The organism is Reyranella aquatilis (assembly GCF_020880995.1).
GTDB classification, from domain to species: domain Bacteria; phylum Pseudomonadota; class Alphaproteobacteria; order Reyranellales; family Reyranellaceae; genus Reyranella; species Reyranella aquatilis.
In genome coordinates this window covers 475,245-493,152 of record NZ_JAJISD010000002.1, presented here as the reverse complement: position 1 = coordinate 493,152, position 17,908 = coordinate 475,245, and the positions used below count along the sequence as shown (strand labels likewise).

Genomic DNA, 17,908 nt, shown 5'->3' with positions numbered 1-17,908 from the left:
GCCGGAAAGCCCGCAAAGGTCGCCATCGTCGCCTGCATGCGCAAGCTCGTGACCATCCTCAACGCAATCCTCAGGGACAAAAAGCCATGGGCAAACGCTTGACCCTCACGACGGTCGCTCAGGGTGAGGTAGTTGTTGGAGGCTTGGGGGCAGAGGCCGTCGAAACTAGATGTACTCGACCTTCAGGATCTCGAGCTCTTCCTCGCCGCCGGGCGTGTTCATGCGCACCGCGTCGCCCTCGTGGGCCCGCATGAGGGCGCGGGCGATGGGGGAGATCCAGCTGACATGGCCGCGGCCGGGATCGACTTCGTCGACGCCCACGATCTTGACCGTGCGTTCCTCGTCCTTCGAATTCACGTAGGTCACGGTCGCGCCGAAGAACACCTGGTCGGTCTTGGGGCGCTTGGCCGGGTCGACGACCTCCGAGCGTTCGAGCCGCTTGCTGAGGAAGCGGAGCCGACGGTCGATCTCGCGCAGGCGCTTCTTGCCGTAGAGGTAGTCGCCGTTCTCGGAGCGGTCGCCGTTGGCTGCCGCCCACGACACGACCTGCACGACCTCCGGCCGCTCCTTGCGCATCAGCGTCATGAGTTCCTCGCGCATGCGCTCAAAGCCCTGCGGGGTCATGTAGTTCTTGGCGCCGGCCGGAAGTCCGCCGACATCGTCGGGCAGGTCGTCCTCGTCGCCGTCGTCGCTTTCCTTGGTGAAGGCCTTGCTCATTTCAATCCTTAATCTATCAAGTCGGGGCCGATGACTACCAGCCCATCCCCTGGCCCACCCGGCCGCATGCAGCGCGCGTCCGGCGAAAGCCGCGTCACGTTCGACCTGCGGGACGGCAAGACGCGCCTGGGCGACCTCTATCAACGCGACCCCTGCCGGGTCCTGTTCCCCAAACCCGAGCTGGGCGAACCCCCGCAGGCCGTGATGATCACCACCTCGGGCGGCGTCACCGGGGGCGATGCCCTCAGGATGTCGGTCGAGATCGGACCGGGGGCGGAGGCGGTCGCCACTACCCAGGCGGCGGAGAAGATCTATCGCGCCTCCCGCGGAAGCGTTGCCTGCACCATCGACGTCGACGTCCGGGTGGCCGAGGGCGCGGTGCTCGACTGGCTGCCGCAGGAAACCATCGTCTTCGAGGGCGCGCGGCTCAAGCGCCGCACGGTGGCCGAGGTGGTCGAGGGCGGCTCGCTGCTCGCCTGCGAAATGGTGGTGCTGGGCCGTGGCGCGTCGGGTGAACGCTTCGCCTCGGGCCTGCTGCTCGACGCCTGGTCGGTGCGCCGTCCCGGGCGCCTCGTCTGGACCGACACGCTGCGGGTCGAGGGCGAGACGCCGGACGGTGCCGGTTTCGGCACGGCTAATGCGCTGGCGACGGTGATCGGCGTTTGGGACGTGCCGCTGCCTCATTTCGAGAAGGCCCGGGCCCTGCTCGAGACTGCAGACGCGGTGCGGGCCGGCGTCACCGTCGTGAACGGCATTCTGGTGGCGCGCCTGCTCGGCGAAGCGACCGCGGTGCGCCATGCGACCATCCGGTTTCTGACCGAGTTTCGCGGCCGGCGGTTGCCCCGCGTTTGGCATGTTTGATGCAAACTCGGTCGCGCTATAGTCGGGGCCAACCGGCAGGGGGAAACGGTCGATGAATTTGACGCCGCGTGAGAAGGACAAGCTCCTGGTGGCCATGGCAGCGGTCGTGGCGCGCCGCCGCCTGGAGCGCGGCGTGAAGCTCAACTATCCCGAGGCCGTGGCGCTGATCACCGATTTCGTTGTCGAAGGCGCGCGCGACGGCCGCTCGGTCGCCGACCTGATGCGCGACGGCGCGCACGTGATCACGCGGGCGCAGGTGATGGACGGCATCGCCGACATGCTGGCCGAGATCCAGGTCGAGGCGACCTTTCCCGACGGCACCAAGCTCGTCACCGTCCACGCACCGATCCGCTGAGGAGAGACGCCATGATCCCGGGTGAAATCCTCCCCAGCGCCGGTGAACTCGAGCTCAACAAGGGCCGCAACCCGATCACCATCGAGGTCGCCAACACCGGCGACCGGCCGATCCAGGTCGGCAGCCACTACCATTTCTTCGAGACCAACGACGCCCTGAAGTTCGATCGCAAGCGCGCCAAGGGCATGCGACTCGACATCGCCGCAGGCACCGCCGTGCGCTTCGAGCCCGGCCAGTCGCGCACCGTGCGGCTAACGCCCTATATGGGCGGCCGCGAAAGCCACGGCTTCCAGGGCCGGGTGGGCGGCAAGCTCGGGCCGGTCGCCAAAGTCGGGCCGTCGAACGAAGGCCCAACACGCATCTCGCGCTCGGCCTACGTCCACATGTTCGGGCCGACCGTCGGCGACAAGGTGCGGCTGGCCGATACCGATCTCTTTATCGAGGTCGAGAAGGACCACACGATCTACGGCGAGGAGGTCAAGTTCGGCGGCGGCAAGGTGATCCGCGACGGCATGGGCCAGAGCCAGCGCACCCGCGCGCAGGGCGCCGTCGACACGGTCATCACCAATGCCCTCATCGTCGACCACTGGGGAATCGTGAAGGCCGATATCGGCCTCAAGGACGGGCTGATCGTCGCCATCGGCAAGGCCGGCAATCCCGACATCCAGCCGGGCGTCGACATCATCATCGGCCCGGGCACCGAGGCGATCGCAGCCGAGGGCAAGATCATCACCGCGGGCGGCATCGACTGCCACATTCATTTCATCTGCCCGCAGCAGATCGACGACGCGCTCTACAGCGGCGTCACGACGATGATGGGCGGCGGCACCGGGCCGGCGCACGGCACGCTCGCGACCACGGTGACGCCGGGGCCGTGGCACATGGGCCGCATGCTGCAGGCCGCCGAAGGCCTGCCGATGAATCTCGGTTTCTTCGGCAAGGGCAACACCAGCAAGCCCGCCGGCCTCAAGGAGCAGATCGAGGCGGGCGCCTGCGGCCTCAAGCTGCACGAGGACTGGGGCACGACGCCGGCGGCCATCGACAATTGCCTGAGTGTCGCCGACCGCTACGACGTGCAGGTGGCGATCCATACCGATACGCTCAACGAATCGGGCTTCGTCGAGACGACGCGCGCCGCCTTCAAGGGCCGCACCATCGCGACCTTTCACACCGAGGGCGCGGGCGGCGGCCATGCGCCCGACATCATCCGTCTCGCGGGCGAGAAGAACGTCCTGCCCAGCTCGACCAATCCGACGATGCCCTACACGGTGAACACCGTGGACGAGCATCTCGACATGCTGATGGTCTGCCACCATCTCGACGCCGCCATCCCCGAGGACGTGGCCTTCGCCGAGAGTCGTATCCGCAAGGAAACCATCGCCGCCGAGGACATCCTCCACGACATGGGCGCCTTCTCCATGATGTCTTCCGACAGCCAGGCCATGGGCCGCGTCGGCGAGGTCGTGATCCGCACCTGGCAGACGGCCGACAAGATGAAGAAGCAGCGCGGCCGGCTGAAGGAGGAGAAGGGCGAGAACGACAACTTCCGCGTGAAGCGCTACGTCGCCAAATACACGATCAATCCAGCCATTACCCACGGCATCGCCAAGCATGTCGGCTCGGTCGAGGTCGGCAAGCGCGCCGATCTGGTGATGTGGTCGCCGGCCTTCTTCGGCGCCAAGCCCGACATGGTGCTGATCGGCGGCTCGATCATCGCGGCGCCCATGGGCGATCCCAATGCCTCGATCCCGACGCCGCAGCCGGTCCACTATCGGCCGATGTTCGGCGCCTTTGGTCGCGCCCTGGTGAAGAGCCCCGTCCTGTTCGTCTCGCAGGCGTCGATCACCAAGGGCGTCGCGAAGAAATGGGGATTGAGCCGTCCGCTGCTGCCGGTGAAGGGCACGCGCAAGATCGGCAAGAAGAACATGATCCACAACTCGACCTGTCCGAAGATCGACGTCGATCCCGAGACCTACGAGGTTCGGGCCGACGGCGAGCTGCTGACGTGCGAGCCGGCGACGTCGCTGCCCATGGCCCAACGCTATTTTCTCTTCTAGCCCATGAAGCGCGCCATCGAAGTCGTGCGCGCCGGCCGCTGGCCGGTGGCGGAGCGCACGGATACCGTCACCCTCCTGTTCGACGATCGCTATCGCCGGCGCCTGCGCATGCTGGGCGATGGCGGTCTCGACTTCTTGCTCGACCTGGTCGAGCCCGTTGTGCTGCACACCGGCGATGGGCTGAGACTGGAGGAGGGTGGCTTCGTCGAGGTGAAGGCCGCCGACGAGGATCTGGTCGAGGTGCGGGGCCGCGATGCCGCATCGTTCGCGCGGCTCGCCTGGCATCTCGGCAACCGCCACCTGCCGACCCAGATCGACAGCGACCGCATCCTGATCCGCGACGACCACGTCATCGTCGATATGCTGAAGGGGTTGGGCGCCGACGTGCGCAAGGTGCGCGTGCCGTTCGACCCGGAAGGCGGCGCCTACGGCCAGCACAATCACGATACCGGCCATCGGCATGGCGGCCTGCACGCGGAGCGTCATGGTTAACGACCCGCTGTATCGTCTGCTCGCCTGGCTCTCGCCGGCCTATCCGGTTGGTGCCTTCAGCTACAGTCACGGCGTCGAGACCGCGGTCGAAGAGGGGCTCATCCGGGATCGCGTCTCGCTGGTCGCATGGCTCGACAGCGTGCTGAGGCACGGCACCGGGACCGTCGATGGCGCATTGTTCGCGGCGGGCTGGCGGACCGCGTCCGCCAGTGACTGGCTGGCGTTCGACGCCGTTGCCGAGCGCGCCGCCGCCTGGCGCGGTACCGCCGAGATGGCCTTGGAATCGCGCCAGCAGGGCGGCTCGTTTCTTTCCATCACGCGCACCGCCTGGCCGCACGCGGCTCTCGACGAGGCGCACCGGCGGCTCGGGGGCGAACTGGCCCTGCCTGTCGCCGTCGCGCTGGCTGCCTCGGTGCATGGCATCGCGCTTGAACAGGCGCTGGCGGGGTATCTCCATGCCTTTACCGCCAACCTGATCTCGGCAGCGCTGCGCGCCGTGCCCCTCGGGCAGACTGATGGCCAGATTGCGCTGGCGGCACTCGAAGCGGCGGTGCATGACGCTACCCGCACGGCCATCGCGGTCGAATCGCTGGACGAGGTCGGGACGGCGACGCCGCTCCTCGACTGGTGCTCGCTCCGCCACGAAACCCAATATACACGGCTCTTTCGCTCATGACTGCCCTGATGGCTCTTCTTCTGACGGTCGGCGTCGGTGCCGTCGCCGTCCTCCATGGGATGTGGGGGCTGGGGAGCCACTGGCCGGAAGCCAGCGAGGAGGCGTTGGCGCGCAGCGTCGTCGGCGACGGGCGGCGGCGCATGCCGCCTGCCTGGCAGTGCTTTGCCGTCGCCCTGGTCCTTTCCCTGATGGCGCTGTGGCCGTGGTACGTGATCGGCCGAATCTCGCAGCCGGAGGTGCTGGCCGGCACCTACATGATCGCCGGCATCTTCGTCGCTCGCGGGATCGCGGGCTTCAGTCACCGCTGGAAGGCGCACTTTACGATCGAGCCGTTTGCCACGCGCAACCGGAAGTACTATTCGCCCTACTGCCTTCTGCTGGGCGTGGGATACATTGCCCTGGTGGCCGGAGAACTGGACAGATGAACGCTCGTGGTCCGCTGAGGGTGGGGGTCGGTGGCCCCGTCGGCTCGGGAAAGACGGCGCTGGTCGAGCGCCTGTGCAAGCGCATGCGCGAGACCTACGACATCGCCGTCGTCACCAACGACATCTACACCAAGGAAGATGCGGAGTTCCTGACGCGGGCGGGCGCGCTGGCGCCGGAGCGCATCGTCGGGGTGGAAACCGGCGGTTGTCCGCACACCGCGATCCGCGAGGATGCCTCGATCAACCTGGCCGCGGTGTCCGACATCGTGCGAAAGTGGCCAGACCTCGAGGTTATCTTCGTCGAATCGGGCGGCGACAACCTGGCGGCGACCTTCTCTCCCGAACTGGCCGATCTGACGATCTACGTGATCGACGTCTCCGCCGGCGAGAAAATCCCGCGGAAGGGCGGGCCTGGCATCACGCGATCCGACCTGCTGGTCATCAACAAGATCGATCTCGCGCCCCTGGTCGGCGCCAGCCTCGAGGTCATGGACCGCGACGCCCGCCGGATGCGCGGCCAGCGGCCCTTCATTTTCTCCAATCTCAAGGAGAACAAGGGCCTGGAAGACATCGCGGCCTTCATCGTTCGTCAAGGCGGCCTGCCGGCACGGCTGGGCTGAAACCCCGCATATGAAGAGGAGAGTTCAATGAACACGCGATCGATTCACCTGGCGGCCCTGCTCGTCTTGGGCGCCACGCCGGCCGTGGCTCACTCGGGCCACGAAATGTCGGGATTTGCCCATCCGTTCACCGGCCTCGACCATCTGCTGGCGATGCTCGGCGTCGGCGTCTGGGCTTCGGTGCTGGCGGTGAAGCGTCCTGCAGCCGCCTATCTCGTGCCGGCTACCTTCCTCGCGATGATGCTTGTCGGGGCAGCTGCCGGATTCGCGGGCATCAAACTGCCTCTCACGGAGGCGGCGATCGTCGCATCCGTCGTGATCTTGGGCGGCCTCATCATGGCTGCGGTGCGCCTTCCGTCGGCGGCGGCCATGGGCGTGGTCGGTCTTTTTGCAGTGTTCCATGGCTATGCCCACGCTATTGAGGCGCCGAGCAGCGGGGCCGGTCTCTACATCTTGGGCTTTCTGGCGGCGACCGTCCTCCTGCAGGCTGCCGGTCTGGGACTCGGATGGGTTGCGCGGCGCTCGCTGGGCGACCTCGCCATCCGCGCCATGGGCGGCGCCGTCATGGCCGGCGGCGCGCTGGTGCTGATCGCCAACTAATCCTTTCCCCAAGGGCATCCGACAGTTTGGCACGACTTTCGCTTTCCTTGATTTCGGCGGGGAGATTCCGTCGAAGTTCAAGGAGAGCGGGATGAAATTGGGAACACTCATGCGGACGGGTCTCGTCGCCGCGGGCCTCGCGGCCAGCGCGGCGACCAGCGCGTTCGCGCAGGCGGGGGATACGATCAAGGTCGGCATCCTCCATTCGCTGTCGGGCACGATGGCGATCAGCGAGACGACCCTGAAGGACGTCGTGCTGATGATGGTCGAGGAGCAGAACAAGAAGGGCGGTCTTCTGGGCAAGAAGCTCGAGCCGGTCGTTGTCGACCCGGCGTCGAACTGGCCGCTGTTCGCCGAGAAGGCGCGCGAGCTGCTGCAGAAGGAAAAGGTCGCCGTGGTTTTCGGCTGCTGGACCTCGGTCAGCCGCAAGTCGGTGCTGCCGGTGTTCGAGGAACTGAACGGCATCCTCTTCTACCCGGTCCAGTACGAGGGCCAGGAGAGCCAGCGTAACGTCTTCTATACCGGCGCCGCCCCGAACCAGCAGGCCATCCCGGCTGTCGACTACCTGATGAGCAAGGACGGCGGCGAAGTGAAGCGCTGGGTCCTGGCCGGTACCGACTACGTCTATCCGCGCACGACCAACAAGATCCTCGAAGCGTACCTGATCCAGAAGGGCGTTCCGAAGGAAGACATCATGATCAACTACACGCCGTTCGGTCATTCCGACTGGCAGTCGATCGTGGCTGACATCAAGAAGTTCGGCTCGGCGGGCAAGAAGACCGCTGTCGTGTCGACCATCAACGGCGACGCCAACGTCCCGTTCTACAAGGAACTCGGCAACCAGGGCATCAAGGCCAAGGACATCCCGGTCGTGGCCTTCTCGGTTGGTGAGGAAGAGCTCGCTGGCGTCGACACGAAGCCGCTGGTCGGCCATCTGGCGGCCTGGAACTACTTCCAGTCGGTCAAGGACCCGGCCAACGCCGAGTTCATCAAGACCTGGCAGGCCTTCACCAAGAACCCGAAGCGCGTGACCAACGACCCGATGGAAGCGTCGGTGATCGGCTTCCGGATGTGGGTCGAGGCGGTCAAGAAGGCCGGCACGACGGATCCGGACAAGGTGATCGATGCTCTGATCGGCATCAAGGTCCCGAACCTGTCCGGCGGCATCTCCGAGATGCTCCCGAACCACCACATCACCAAGCCGGTGCTGATCGGCGAGATCGAGGCCAATGGCCAGTTCGACGTGGTGTGGAAGACGCCCGGCCTGGTTCCGGGTGAGGCCTGGTCGCCGATCCTCGACGACTCCAAGAACCTGAAGGCCGACTGGACGAAGCCCGTGAACTGCGGAAACTTCGATACGGTCGCCAACAAGTGCATCGGCAAGGCGGCCAAGTAAGGTCGACCAGCAGGACAAACAGGGCGGGGCGACTTTCGAGTCGCCCCGTTTCCATCTCCCGGGTTAAGTCTCAGCACATGCAGTCTCTTCGGCCGTTCTCGGTCCTCCTCTCCGTGGTGGCGTCGCTGGCCCTGGCCGGTGCGGCCCTCGCCGCGGACCTCGCCACCCTGGTCGGAAATCTCACCTCCGGCGGTTTGAGCGAGCGCGAGGCGGCGATCACCGCGCTTGCGGCTTCGGGCGAGGAGCGTGCCGCACCGATCCTCGAGGCCCTCGCGGCGGGCCAACTCTACGTCCGCACGTCCGACAAGGTCGCCGTCATCGGCAAGGCCGACGGCAACAGGCTGGCGCTGGTCGACGCGATCTCCGGCAGTCCGGCAGGCAATGCCGTGGAAGCCGACCTCGAGCGCGTACGGGTCAACAACCGCCTCCGCGGCACGATCGAGGCCGCGGTCGGTTCGCTCACCCTGATGAGCCCCAACGCCAAAGTCCGGCTCAGCGCTGCCGAATCGCTCTTCAAGCGCCGCGATCCGGCCGCCCTCCCGGCCCTGGATCAGGCGCTTGCCGCCGAGAAGGATCCGCGCATCAAGCGGGCAATGACCGAGGCACGCGCCGCGGTCGTGCTCGCGACCGCCGACGCTCCGGCGGCGCAGAAGCTCGCGGCCATAGGCGTGCTGCGCGATCGGGCGGACCGCGATTCGCTCGGTGTCCTCAATGCCGCCGCTTCCGCCGCTTCCGATGCCGAGGTCAAGGCGGCCGCCCTTGCCGCCGCCGGCTCGATCGAACAGACGCTCGCCGCCTGGCAAATGGCGCAGAACGTCTGGTACGGCATTTCGCTGGGTTCGGTGCTGCTGCTGGCCGCCATCGGCCTCGCCATCACCTTCGGCACCATGGGCGTGATCAACATGGCGCACGGCGAGATGGTCATGCTGGGCGCCTATACGACCTTCGTCGTTCAGGAGGTCATCCGTACATCGGCGCCGCATCTGTTCGACGTCTCTCTGGCGATCGCGCTGCCGCTCGCCTTCGTCGTTTCGGGTGCGATTGGCATCCTGATCGAACGCACGATCATCCGCTTCCTCTACGGCCGCCCGCTCGACACGCTACTCGCCACATGGGGGCTGTCGCTCGTGCTGCAGCAGGCCGTACGCTCGATCTTCGGCTCGTCCAATCGAGAAGTGGGGGCGCCGTCCTGGATGTCGGGCGCCTTCCAGCTTGGCCAACTCAACATCACCTACGGACGTCTGTGGATCGTGGTCTTCTCGCTGGTCGTCTTCGCCGCGCTGATTCTGATCCTGCGGAAGACGCCGCTGGGTCTGTACATGCGCGCGGTGACGCAGAACCGGCCAATGGCCTCGGCCGTCGGCATCCGCACGCCGCGCGTCGATGCGCTCACCTTCGGGCTCGGTTCGGGCATCGCGGGGCTGGCCGGTGTGGCGCTCAGCCAGATCGACAATGTCAGCCCCAACCTCGGGCAAGGCTATATCATCGACTCCTTCATGGTCGTGGTCTTCGGCGGCGTCGGAAACCTGTTCGGCACGCTGATCGGCGCCCTGACGCTCGGCGTCGTGAACAAGTTCCTCGAACCCTATGCCGGCGCCGTGCTGGGCAAGATCCTCGTGCTGGTTTTCATCATCATGTTCATTCAGCGACGCCCCCGCGGCCTGTTCGCGCTGAAGGGCCGATCGGTCGAGTGAGGGCGGTCGAATGATCACGCGTTTCCTCTGGCAGGGCATGGACCGCAACCTGCGACTGTTCGTCCTGCTCATCCTGGCCGTCGGCATCTCGCTGCCGCTGGCCAACCTGATCCTCGCCGCCACCAATCCGGCGCACGTGCCGTCGTGGGTGCTCCAGCTCGTCGGGAAGTATCTCTGCTACGCCCTGCTGGCACTGGCGGTCGACCTCGTCTGGGGGTTCTGCGGCATCCTCTCGCTGGGCCACGGTGCATTCTTTGCGCTCGGCGGCTACTGCATGGGCATGTATCTGATGCGCCAGATCGGCAGCCGCGGCGTCTACGGCAACCCGATCCTGCCCGACTTCATGGTGTTCCTGAATTACAAGGAGCTTCCCTGGTTCTGGCACGGCTTCAACCATTTCTGGTTCGCAGCCATCATGGTCGTGCTGGTGCCGAGCGTGCTTGCCTTCGCGCTGGGGTGGTTCGCGTTCCGCAGCCGCGTCACCGGCGTCTATCTGTCGATCATCACGCAGGCGATGACCTTTGCGCTCATGTTGGCCTTCTTCCGCAACGACATGGGCCTGGGCGGCAACAACGGCCTGACCGACTTCAAGGACATCCTGGGCTATTCGGTGCAGGCCGACGGCACGCGCGCGGCGCTCTTCTTCGCTTCGTCCGTTGCGCTGGCGCTCGGCCTCATCATCTCGGCGGCAGTCGTCGGCTCGCGCTTCGGCAAGGCCCTCACCGCCGTGCGCGATGCCGAAAGCCGCATGCGCTTCCTCGGTTACCGTGTCGAGGGCTTCAAGCTCTTCGTCTTCGTCCTGTCGGCGGCGATGGCCGGCGTCGCGGGCGCCCTCTACGTCCCGCAGATCGGCATCATCAACCCCGGCGAGTTCGCGCCGGGCAACTCCATCGAGGCTGTGCTCTGGGTGGCGGTCGGCGGGCGGGGCACGCTGATCGGCCCGATCATCGGCGCCGTCCTGGTGAACTTCGGCAAAACCTGGCTGACCGGCGCGCTACCGGAGGTCTGGCTATTCGCGCTGGGCGCACTCTTTATCGTCGTCACGCTGCTGTTGCCCAAGGGCATCGTGGGCCTGTGGGGGCAGATGAAGAGCCGGTCGCAGTCGCGCAAGGCGAGGGCGCCGGCATGAACGCTCCGACGATGCGCAGCACCTCCGCTCTGCTCTATCTCAGCGGCGTCACCGTCTCGTTCGACGGGTTCAAGGCGCTGAACAATCTCTCGCTGCTGATCGAACCGGGCGAGATGCGGGCCATCATCGGTCCCAACGGCGCCGGCAAGACCACCATGATGGACGTGATCACCGGCAAGACCCGGCCAGACACGGGCGAGGTCGTGTTCGACGGCCAGGCGGACCTCACCAAGCTCGACGAGGCCAGCATCGCGACGCTGGGAATCGGCCGCAAGTTCCAGAAGCCCACCGTGTTCGAGAACCACACGGTGCGCGACAATCTCCTGCTGGCGCTGGCCGGCATGCGGAGCTGGTACCGTTTGCTCACGGCCGCGCCGACGAAGGCCGAGAACGAGCGGCTGGAGGAGATCCTCTCGATCATCCGCATGGGGCCGCAGCAGCACATGCTGGGTGCGCGCCTGAGCCACGGGCAGAAGCAGTGGCTCGAGATCGGCATGCTGCTGGCCCAGAATCCCAAGCTGATGCTCGTTGACGAGCCGGTGGCCGGCATGACCGACGTCGAGACCGAGACCACAGCGCAGGTGCTGCGCGAGGTCAACAAGTCGCATTCGGTCGTCGTGGTCGAGCACGACATGAGCTTCGTGCGCGCGCTCGGTGTCAAGGTGACGGTGCTGCACGAGGGCTCGACCCTGGCCGAGGGATCGCTCGACCAGGTCAGCGCCGACCCGCGTGTCGTCGAAGTGTATCTCGGGCGATGACGATGCTTTCAGTCCAGAACGTCAATCTCTACTACGGCGCGGCCCAGGCGCTGCGCGGCGTGTCGCTGTCGGCCACGATCGGCCGCGTGACCTGCCTGCTCGGCCGCAACGGGGTCGGCAAGACCAGCCTGCTGCGCGCCATCTCCGGCATGCAGTCCATCGGCTCGGGGACCATCCAGGTCGACGGTCAGGAAGTCTCCAGGCTGCCGCCCTACGAGCGGGCGCGCCGCGGCGTGGCGCTGGTGCCGCAGGGCCGCGAGATCTTTCCGTTGCTGACGGTGAAGGAGAATCTCGAGACCGGCTTCGCCCCGGTCAGCCGCGAGCACAAGAAGATTCCGGACGAGGTGTTCGAGCTGTTCCCCGTGCTGCAGTCGATGCTGAAGCGCCGCGGCGGCGACCTGTCGGGCGGCCAGCAGCAGCAGCTCGCGATCGGCCGCGCGCTCACCATGCGGCCCAAGCTGCTGCTGCTCGATGAGCCGACCGAAGGCATCCAGCCGTCGGTCATCAAGGACATCGGCCGCGCGATCACCTTCCTGCGCCAGCGCGGCGACATGGCGATCGTGCTGGTCGAGCAGTATCTCGACTTCGCCCACGAACTGGCCGACGACTTCGCGGTCATGGACCGCGGCGAGGTCGTGCTGTCGGGCACCCGCGAGACCTTCGACGTCGAGGCCGTGCGCAAGCATATGACAGTGTGACGGCATCAATGGAGCGCGCCACTCCAGTGGCGCTCACAGCAAGGCATGAGCGCCACTGGAGTGGCGCGCTCCAATGATGTGCTCTTACTTCGCCGCCTGCGCGCCGCGCACCAGCCGGCCCGGGCGTTCGCCGGTCAGCTCGTCATTCTGCATCGTCTCGACGCCGGCATTGAACGTGTGCCGATAGCCCGAGGCGCGCTGGACCAGGCGCCGGCCACCGGTCGGCAGGTCGTAGGTGACCTCGGGGCGCTTCAGGGCGAGACTGTCGAAGTCGATCACGTTGATGTCGGCCTTGTGGCCGGGCGCCAGCAGACCGCGATCCATCAGGCCGTAGGCCTCGGCCGTGCCGCGCGTCTGCTTGGCGATCAGGAATTCGAGATCGAGCTTGGGCCCCCGCGTGCGGTCGCGGCCCCACAGGGTCAGCAGCGAGGTCGGCGAGGAGGCGTCGCAGATCACGCCGACATGGGCGCCGCCGTCCGCAATACCGAGGACCGAGCCCGGATCGGTGATCATCTCGTGCACGACGTCGAGATTGCCGTACGCATAGTTCTCGAAGGGCAGCATCAGCAGGCCCTTGCCGCCGCGCGCCATCATCTCCTCGAGCGCCACGGCCTGCGGCGTCCGTCCCGTGCGCTGGGCGATGGCCGCGATCGAATCCTTGCTGTCGGGCTCGTAGTCCGGACGCTCACCGATCGGGAACATCTTGTGGAAGGCCTCGGCCATGAAGGCGCGCGGATTGGGATCCTGCTGGCCCTCGGTCAGGACCCGGCGCAGCTCCGCATCGGCCAGGAGCCGCGCATAGCGCTCCTGCGGCGACAGCCTGCGCATGTCGAGCCAGGCGCGATGGCCGGCGAACGGATGCGCCGTCGTCTCGAGGCCCATGATGACGCCGATTGGCCGCGATCCGACCTGCGCATTGGCGACGCGGCCGGTTCGGCGCACGGCGTTGATCTGGTCGAGCGTCTCGCGCCACAGCTGGGGCTGGGCGTCGACCTGCACCAGCAGGCAGGAGAGGGGGCGTCCTGCCAGCTTGGCTGCTGAATCGAGCGCCTCGAACTCGCCCGGTCCGAAGTCCGAGTTGACCTGCAGCACGCCACGCCCGGCCCGCCTCATGCCCTGGGCGATGCCGAGCAGCTCGGCCTCGCGCGCGCTGAGCGACGGCGTGAAACGGCCGTCGCGCGCCTTGTGCTTGGTGGTGCGCGAGGTCGTGAAGCCCATGGCGCCGGCGAGCAGCGCCTCCTCGGTGAGGCGCGCCATCTCGTCGATCTCGCGCTCGGTCGGAACCTCGGCATGGTCGGCGCCGCGATCGCCCATCACGTAGAAGCGCAGCGCGCCGTGCGGCAGCTGGGCGGCCACATCGACGGCGCGGTCCATCGAGGCCAGCGCGTCGAGATAGTCGGGAAAGGATTCCCAGTTGAACTTCACGCCTTCGCTGAGGACGGTGCCGGGAATGTCCTCGACGCCTTCCATCAGATTGATGAGATAGCCCGAGGCGCCCGGGCGCACGGGCGCAAAGCCTACGCCGCAATTGCCGAAGACCGTCGTCGTCACGCCATGCCACGAAGAGGGCGTGACGAACGGGTCCCACGTCGCCTGGCCGTCGTAGTGCGTGTGGATGTCGACGAAGCCCGGGGCGACGATCAGCCCCTCGGCGTCGATCTCGCGCCGTCCCGCGCCCAGTTTGGGCCCTACGGCGGCGATGCGGTTACCTTGCACTGCAACATCGGCGATGCGGCGCGGGGCGCCCGAGCCGTCGATCACGGTTCCGTTTCGGATGACGAGGTCAAACATGCCGGGAGGATAGGCCCGGGCCGTGGCCCCGGTCTATGTTCGTCGTCTCGAAAAGCCATCCCGTCCGGGGGACCGACCTTTGCAGAAACCGCTTCTCTTCACGCCGCTCAAGATGCGCGGCGTCACCGCGCCCAACCGTTGTGTCGTCTCTCCCATGGTCCAGTTCCGCGCGACGGACGGGCTGGTGAACGACTTCCATCTCGTCCATCTCGGCAAGTTTGCGTTGGGCAAGTTCGGGGTGGTGTTCACCGAGAACTGTGCGGTGGAGCCGCGGGGCCGCGTCACGCAGGGCGATCTCGGTCTGTGGGACGACAGCCAGATCGCGAGCCACAAGCGGCTGACCGATTTCATCCGTGGCGAGGGCGTGCTCTCGGCGACTCAGATCACTCATTCGGGCCGCAAGGGCTCGACGGCGCGCACCTTCGACAAGCGCGGCCAGTTCGGGCCGGAGGGCGCGGGCTGGAAGAAATGGGAAGTGGTCGGGCCGACCGACCTGGCCGCCGCCGAAGGCTGGCTGAAGCCGCGCGCGCTCTCGGCCGCCGAGATCGAGGAGCTGGTGCAGAAGTTCGCCGCTGCCGCCAAGCGCGCCGACGCCGCGGGTTACGACGTCCTCGAAGTGCATGGCGCGCACGGCTACCTGCTGGCGCAGTTCCTCTCGCCGATCAGCAACACGCGCAACGACCGTTACGGCGGCGACCGCGCCGGCCGCATGCGCTTCCCGCTCGACGTGGCACGCGCCGTGCGCCAGGCCTGGCCCGAGAACAAGCCGCTGTTCGTGCGGGTCTCGGCGGTCGATGGCGGCGGCGGCTGGGACGTCGACGACACGGTGGCCTTCGCGCAGGAACTGAAGGCGATCGGAGTCGACGTGATCGACTGCTCTTCCGGCGGCATCGCGGGTGCGGCCACCGCGGCCGGCGTGAAGCGCGGCCTCGGTTTCCAGGTGCCGTTCGCCTCGGCGGTGAAGAAGCAGGCGGGCATCTCGACCATGGCCGTGGGCCTCATCCTCGACGGGCCGCAGGCAGAAGCGATCCTGCAGGCCGGCGACGCCGATCTGATCGCGATCGGGCGGCAGGCGCTCTACGAGCCCTTCTGGGCGCTGCACGCCGCGCAGGCACTGGGGTGCGATCCCGACTTCGATCTGTGGACGCCGGAATACGGTTGGTGGCTGGAGAAGCGCGAGCACACGCTCGGACGGAAGTAGCGAGACCGACGACCCAACGAAACAAGACACGGGAAACGTACATGACGGGTATTCTTGCGGGCCTTCGCATCGTCGAGGGCTCGGCGTTCATTGCCGCGCCGCTGGGCGGCATGACGCTCGCGCAGATGGGCGCCGACGTGATCCGCTTCGACGATATCGGCGGCGGGCTCGACAACGATCGCTGGCCGATCACGGCGGAGGGCCGCTCGATCTATTGGGCTGGCCTCAACAAGGGCAAGCGGTCGATCGCGGTGGACCTGCGTAGCCCGAAAGGCCGCGAGCTTCTCGCGGCGCTGATCACCGCGCCGGGCGAGGGCGCGGGCATCTTCACGACCAACATGCCGGCGCGCGGATGGCTCGCCTACGAGGAGCTGGCCAAGAAGCGCGCCGACCTGATCGCGCTCAACATCATCGGCGCACGCGACGGCTCGGCGCATGTCGACTACACGGTGAACGCCATCACCGGCTTTCCGATGGTCACCGGCCCGGTCGGCCATGAAGGACCGGTGAACGCGGTGTGCCCGCCCTGGGACCTGGCGGCGGCCTATGCCGGAGCCCTGTCGATCCTGGCGGCCGAGCGCCATCGCCGCATGACGGGCAACGGCCAGAAGATCGTGCTGCCGCTGCAGGACGTCGCGCTCGCGACGACGTCGGCGCTGGGTTACATCGGCGAAGCGGTGGTGAACGACGTCGACCGTCCGCGCTACGGCAACGAGATCTTCGGCACCTTCGGCCGCGACTTCCGCACCAGGGACGGCCGCTTCGTGATGATCTGCATCTTCTCCAACCGCCATGTCGATGCGCTGGCGGCTGCCGGCGGATTCGCCGAGGCGTTCCGCAAGATCGAAGTCGAGACCGGTGTCGATCTGAAGACCGATGCCGGCCGATGGAATGCGCGCCGACAACTCATCGCCGTGATCGAGCCCTGGGTCGCCGCGCACGATGCTGCCGACGTCGGGGCTGCGCTGAAGAAGGCCGGTGCCCTCTGGGCACCCTATCAGACGTTTCGCGAACTCGCGGCGGACAAGGGTAACGTCGGAGACAATCCGATGTTCGCCGTGCTCGACCAGCCGGGCATCGGCCGCTATCCGGTGGCCGCCTCGCCGATGCAGTTCGGCGCGGTTCCGCGCCAGCCGCCGCAGCCGGCGCCGCTACTCGGCCAGCATACGGACGAGATCCTTTCGGGTATCCTCGGCCTGCCCGGGCACGAGATCGCCCGGCTTCACGACGACAAGGTCATCGGTGGGCCCAGATAGGATCCTCATTGCCGGCGGCGGCATCGGCGGACTGGCGGCGGCGCTGGCGCTCGCCCAGAAGGGCATCGCCTCGCTGGTCATGGAGAAAGCCAGCCGCCTCGGCGAGATCGGCGCCGGCATCCAGCTCGGGCCCAACGCCTTCCATTGCTTCGACCATCTCGGCGTCGGCGAAGCGGCGCGCGGCATGGCGGTCTACATCGACCAGCTTCGGCTCATGGACGCGCTGGCCGACGGCGAGATCTGTCACATCGACCTCGGCGAGAGGTTCCGCGCCCGTTTCGGCAATCCCTATGCCGTCGTCCATCGCGGCGACCTGCACGGCGTGCTGCTGAAGGGCTGCCAGGATCATCCGCTGATCGAGCTGCGTACCAGCGCGGAGGTGACGGGCTACGACCAGGACGGTGCGTCCGTCTCGGCCCGTCTGCGCGGCGGCGAGACGGTGAGCGGCAGCGCGCTGATCGGCGCCGACGGCCTGTGGTCTAACGTGCGCGCGCAGGTGACCGCCGACGGTCCGCCGCGCGTGTCAGGCCATACGACCTACCGGTCGGTGATCCCGACCGAGCAGATGCCGGAGGAGCTTCGCTGGAACGCGGCCACGCTGTGGGCGGGACCGAAGTGCCACATCGTCCATTACCCGCTGTCGGGCTGGAAGGTGTTCAACCTGGTCGTGACCTACCACAACCACGCGCCCGAGCCGGTGGCGGGAAAGCCGGTGGAGACGGAGGAAGTGCTCGCAGGCTTCACCCATGTCTGCGAACGGGCGCAGAACATCATCCGCCGCGGCCAGAACTGGCACATGTGGGTTCTGTGCGACCGCGACCCGGTCGATCGCTGGGTCGACGGACGCGTGGCACTGCTGGGGGACGCTGCACATCCCATGCTGCAGTACATGTCACAGGGTGGCTGCATGGCGATGGAAGACGCGGTTTGCCTGGCCGATTCGCTGTCCCGCGACGATACGGTAGAGGCGGGGCTGGCCAATTATCGGAACAGGCGGGTGCTGCGCACGGCGCGCACGCAGCTGATGTCCCGCGCCATGGGCGATCACGTCTATCATCCGGCCGGCCCGCATGCGGCCCTGCGCAACAGCATCATGGGCGCACGGACACAGGATCAGTGGCTCGACACGCTGCAGTGGCTTTACGGCGGCAACGGGCTCGGCTAGGGCTGCTGGCTCAGGCT

The 17,908-nt window shown here is 67.1% G+C and carries 18 protein-coding genes and 2 pseudogenes; 18 read left to right on the top strand and 2 right to left on the bottom strand.

Annotated features, from left to right (window positions below):
* Positions 1–102, top strand: a pseudogene (locus LJ725_RS08185) (IS110 family transposase); the annotation flags it as partial.
* 63 nt (positions 103–165) lie between these two features.
* On the opposite strand, the gene greB reads toward LJ725_RS08185, so the two are convergent.
* Entirely contained in the window at positions 166–717 is a 552-nt protein-coding gene (greB, locus tag LJ725_RS08180) for a transcription elongation factor GreB (protein ID WP_230550143.1), read from the bottom strand.
* Between the two features lie 30 nt (positions 718–747).
* On the opposite strand from greB, the gene LJ725_RS08175 reads away from it, so the two are divergent.
* From LJ725_RS08175 to urtE, 14 genes and pseudogenes are all read left to right on the top strand, one after another.
* Complete coding sequence (locus LJ725_RS08175) at positions 748–1,578, top strand: urease accessory protein UreD (RefSeq protein ID WP_230550142.1); 831 nt, start codon at positions 748–750, stop codon at positions 1,576–1,578.
* A gap of 52 nt (positions 1,579–1,630) precedes the next feature.
* Positions 1,631–1,933: an urease subunit gamma gene (locus LJ725_RS08170; protein ID WP_230550141.1), complete on the top strand. Its 303-nt coding sequence runs from the start codon at positions 1,631–1,633 to the stop codon at positions 1,931–1,933.
* 11 nt (positions 1,934–1,944) lie between these two features.
* A pseudogene (locus LJ725_RS29300) lies at positions 1,945–2,187 on the top strand (urease subunit beta); the annotation flags it as partial.
* A 45-nt stretch (positions 2,188–2,232) separates the two neighbouring features.
* A complete protein-coding gene (gene ureC, locus LJ725_RS08165) occupies positions 2,233–3,990 on the top strand; it encodes an urease subunit alpha (protein WP_408015730.1) in 1,758 nt (585 codons plus the stop codon).
* A gap of 3 nt (positions 3,991–3,993) precedes the next feature.
* On the top strand, positions 3,994–4,482 hold the full coding sequence (locus LJ725_RS08160; RefSeq protein ID WP_230550139.1) for an urease accessory protein UreE: 489 nt from the start codon (positions 3,994–3,996) through the stop codon (positions 4,480–4,482).
* Positions 4,475–5,158 (top strand): urease accessory protein UreF, encoded by a 684-nt coding sequence (locus tag LJ725_RS08155; RefSeq protein ID WP_230550138.1) that lies wholly within the window; start codon positions 4,475–4,477, stop codon positions 5,156–5,158. Before LJ725_RS08160 ends, LJ725_RS08155 begins: the two co-directional genes overlap by 8 nt.
* 8 nt (positions 5,159–5,166) lie before the next feature.
* Positions 5,167–5,583: a DUF3995 domain-containing protein gene (locus tag LJ725_RS08150; RefSeq protein WP_230550137.1), complete on the top strand. Its 417-nt coding sequence runs from the start codon at positions 5,167–5,169 to the stop codon at positions 5,581–5,583.
* Entirely contained in the window at positions 5,580–6,203 is a 624-nt protein-coding gene (gene ureG, locus LJ725_RS08145; protein ID WP_230550136.1) for an urease accessory protein UreG, read from the top strand. Before LJ725_RS08150 ends, ureG begins: the two co-directional genes overlap by 4 nt.
* A gap of 27 nt (positions 6,204–6,230) precedes the next feature.
* On the top strand, positions 6,231–6,803 hold the full coding sequence (locus LJ725_RS08140; protein WP_230550135.1) for a HupE/UreJ family protein: 573 nt from the start codon (positions 6,231–6,233) through the stop codon (positions 6,801–6,803).
* Between the two features lie 109 nt (positions 6,804–6,912).
* Complete coding sequence (urtA, locus tag LJ725_RS08135) at positions 6,913–8,199, top strand: urea ABC transporter substrate-binding protein (RefSeq protein ID WP_408015729.1); 1,287 nt, start codon at positions 6,913–6,915, stop codon at positions 8,197–8,199.
* Between the two features lie 77 nt (positions 8,200–8,276).
* A complete protein-coding gene (urtB, locus tag LJ725_RS08130) occupies positions 8,277–9,893 on the top strand; it encodes an urea ABC transporter permease subunit UrtB (protein ID WP_230550133.1) in 1,617 nt (538 codons plus the stop codon).
* Between the two features lie 10 nt (positions 9,894–9,903).
* A complete protein-coding gene (gene urtC / locus LJ725_RS08125) occupies positions 9,904–11,022 on the top strand; it encodes an urea ABC transporter permease subunit UrtC (RefSeq protein ID WP_230550132.1) in 1,119 nt (372 codons plus the stop codon).
* An 11-nt stretch (positions 11,023–11,033) separates the two neighbouring features.
* Positions 11,034–11,780, top strand: coding sequence for an urea ABC transporter ATP-binding protein UrtD (gene urtD, locus LJ725_RS08120; protein ID WP_230550160.1), 747 nt, complete (start codon positions 11,034–11,036; stop codon positions 11,778–11,780).
* A gap of 2 nt (positions 11,781–11,782) precedes the next feature.
* Positions 11,783–12,478 carry an urea ABC transporter ATP-binding subunit UrtE gene (gene urtE / locus LJ725_RS08115; protein ID WP_230550131.1) on the top strand — a complete coding sequence of 232 codons (696 nt, stop codon included), beginning with the start codon at positions 11,783–11,785 and terminating at the stop codon, positions 12,476–12,478.
* Positions 12,479–12,562: 84 nt separating this feature from the next.
* On the opposite strand, the gene LJ725_RS08110 is transcribed toward urtE, so the two are convergent.
* Complete coding sequence (locus LJ725_RS08110; RefSeq protein WP_230550130.1) at positions 12,563–14,269, bottom strand: N-acyl-D-amino-acid deacylase family protein; 1,707 nt, start codon at positions 14,267–14,269, stop codon at positions 12,563–12,565.
* 79 nt (positions 14,270–14,348) lie between these two features.
* Here LJ725_RS08110 and LJ725_RS08105 point away from each other — a divergent pair, with 79 nt between their 5' ends.
* Genes LJ725_RS08105 through LJ725_RS08095 form a run of 3 tightly spaced genes read left to right on the top strand, consistent with a single transcriptional unit; the run spans position 14,349 to position 17,891 of the window.
* Complete coding sequence (locus LJ725_RS08105) at positions 14,349–15,470, top strand: NADH:flavin oxidoreductase/NADH oxidase (RefSeq protein ID WP_230550129.1); 1,122 nt, start codon at positions 14,349–14,351, stop codon at positions 15,468–15,470.
* 41 nt (positions 15,471–15,511) lie between these two features.
* The gene (locus tag LJ725_RS08100) at positions 15,512–16,726 is read left to right on the top strand and encodes a CoA transferase (protein WP_230550128.1); all 1,215 of its coding nucleotides are present in this window, start codon (positions 15,512–15,514) and stop codon (positions 16,724–16,726) included.
* Positions 16,713–17,891 (top strand): 3-hydroxybenzoate 6-monooxygenase, encoded by a 1,179-nt coding sequence (locus LJ725_RS08095; RefSeq protein ID WP_230550127.1) that lies wholly within the window; start codon positions 16,713–16,715, stop codon positions 17,889–17,891. The genes LJ725_RS08100 and LJ725_RS08095 overlap by 14 nt, the downstream gene beginning before the upstream one ends.
* Positions 17,892–17,908: the final 17 nt, after the last annotated feature.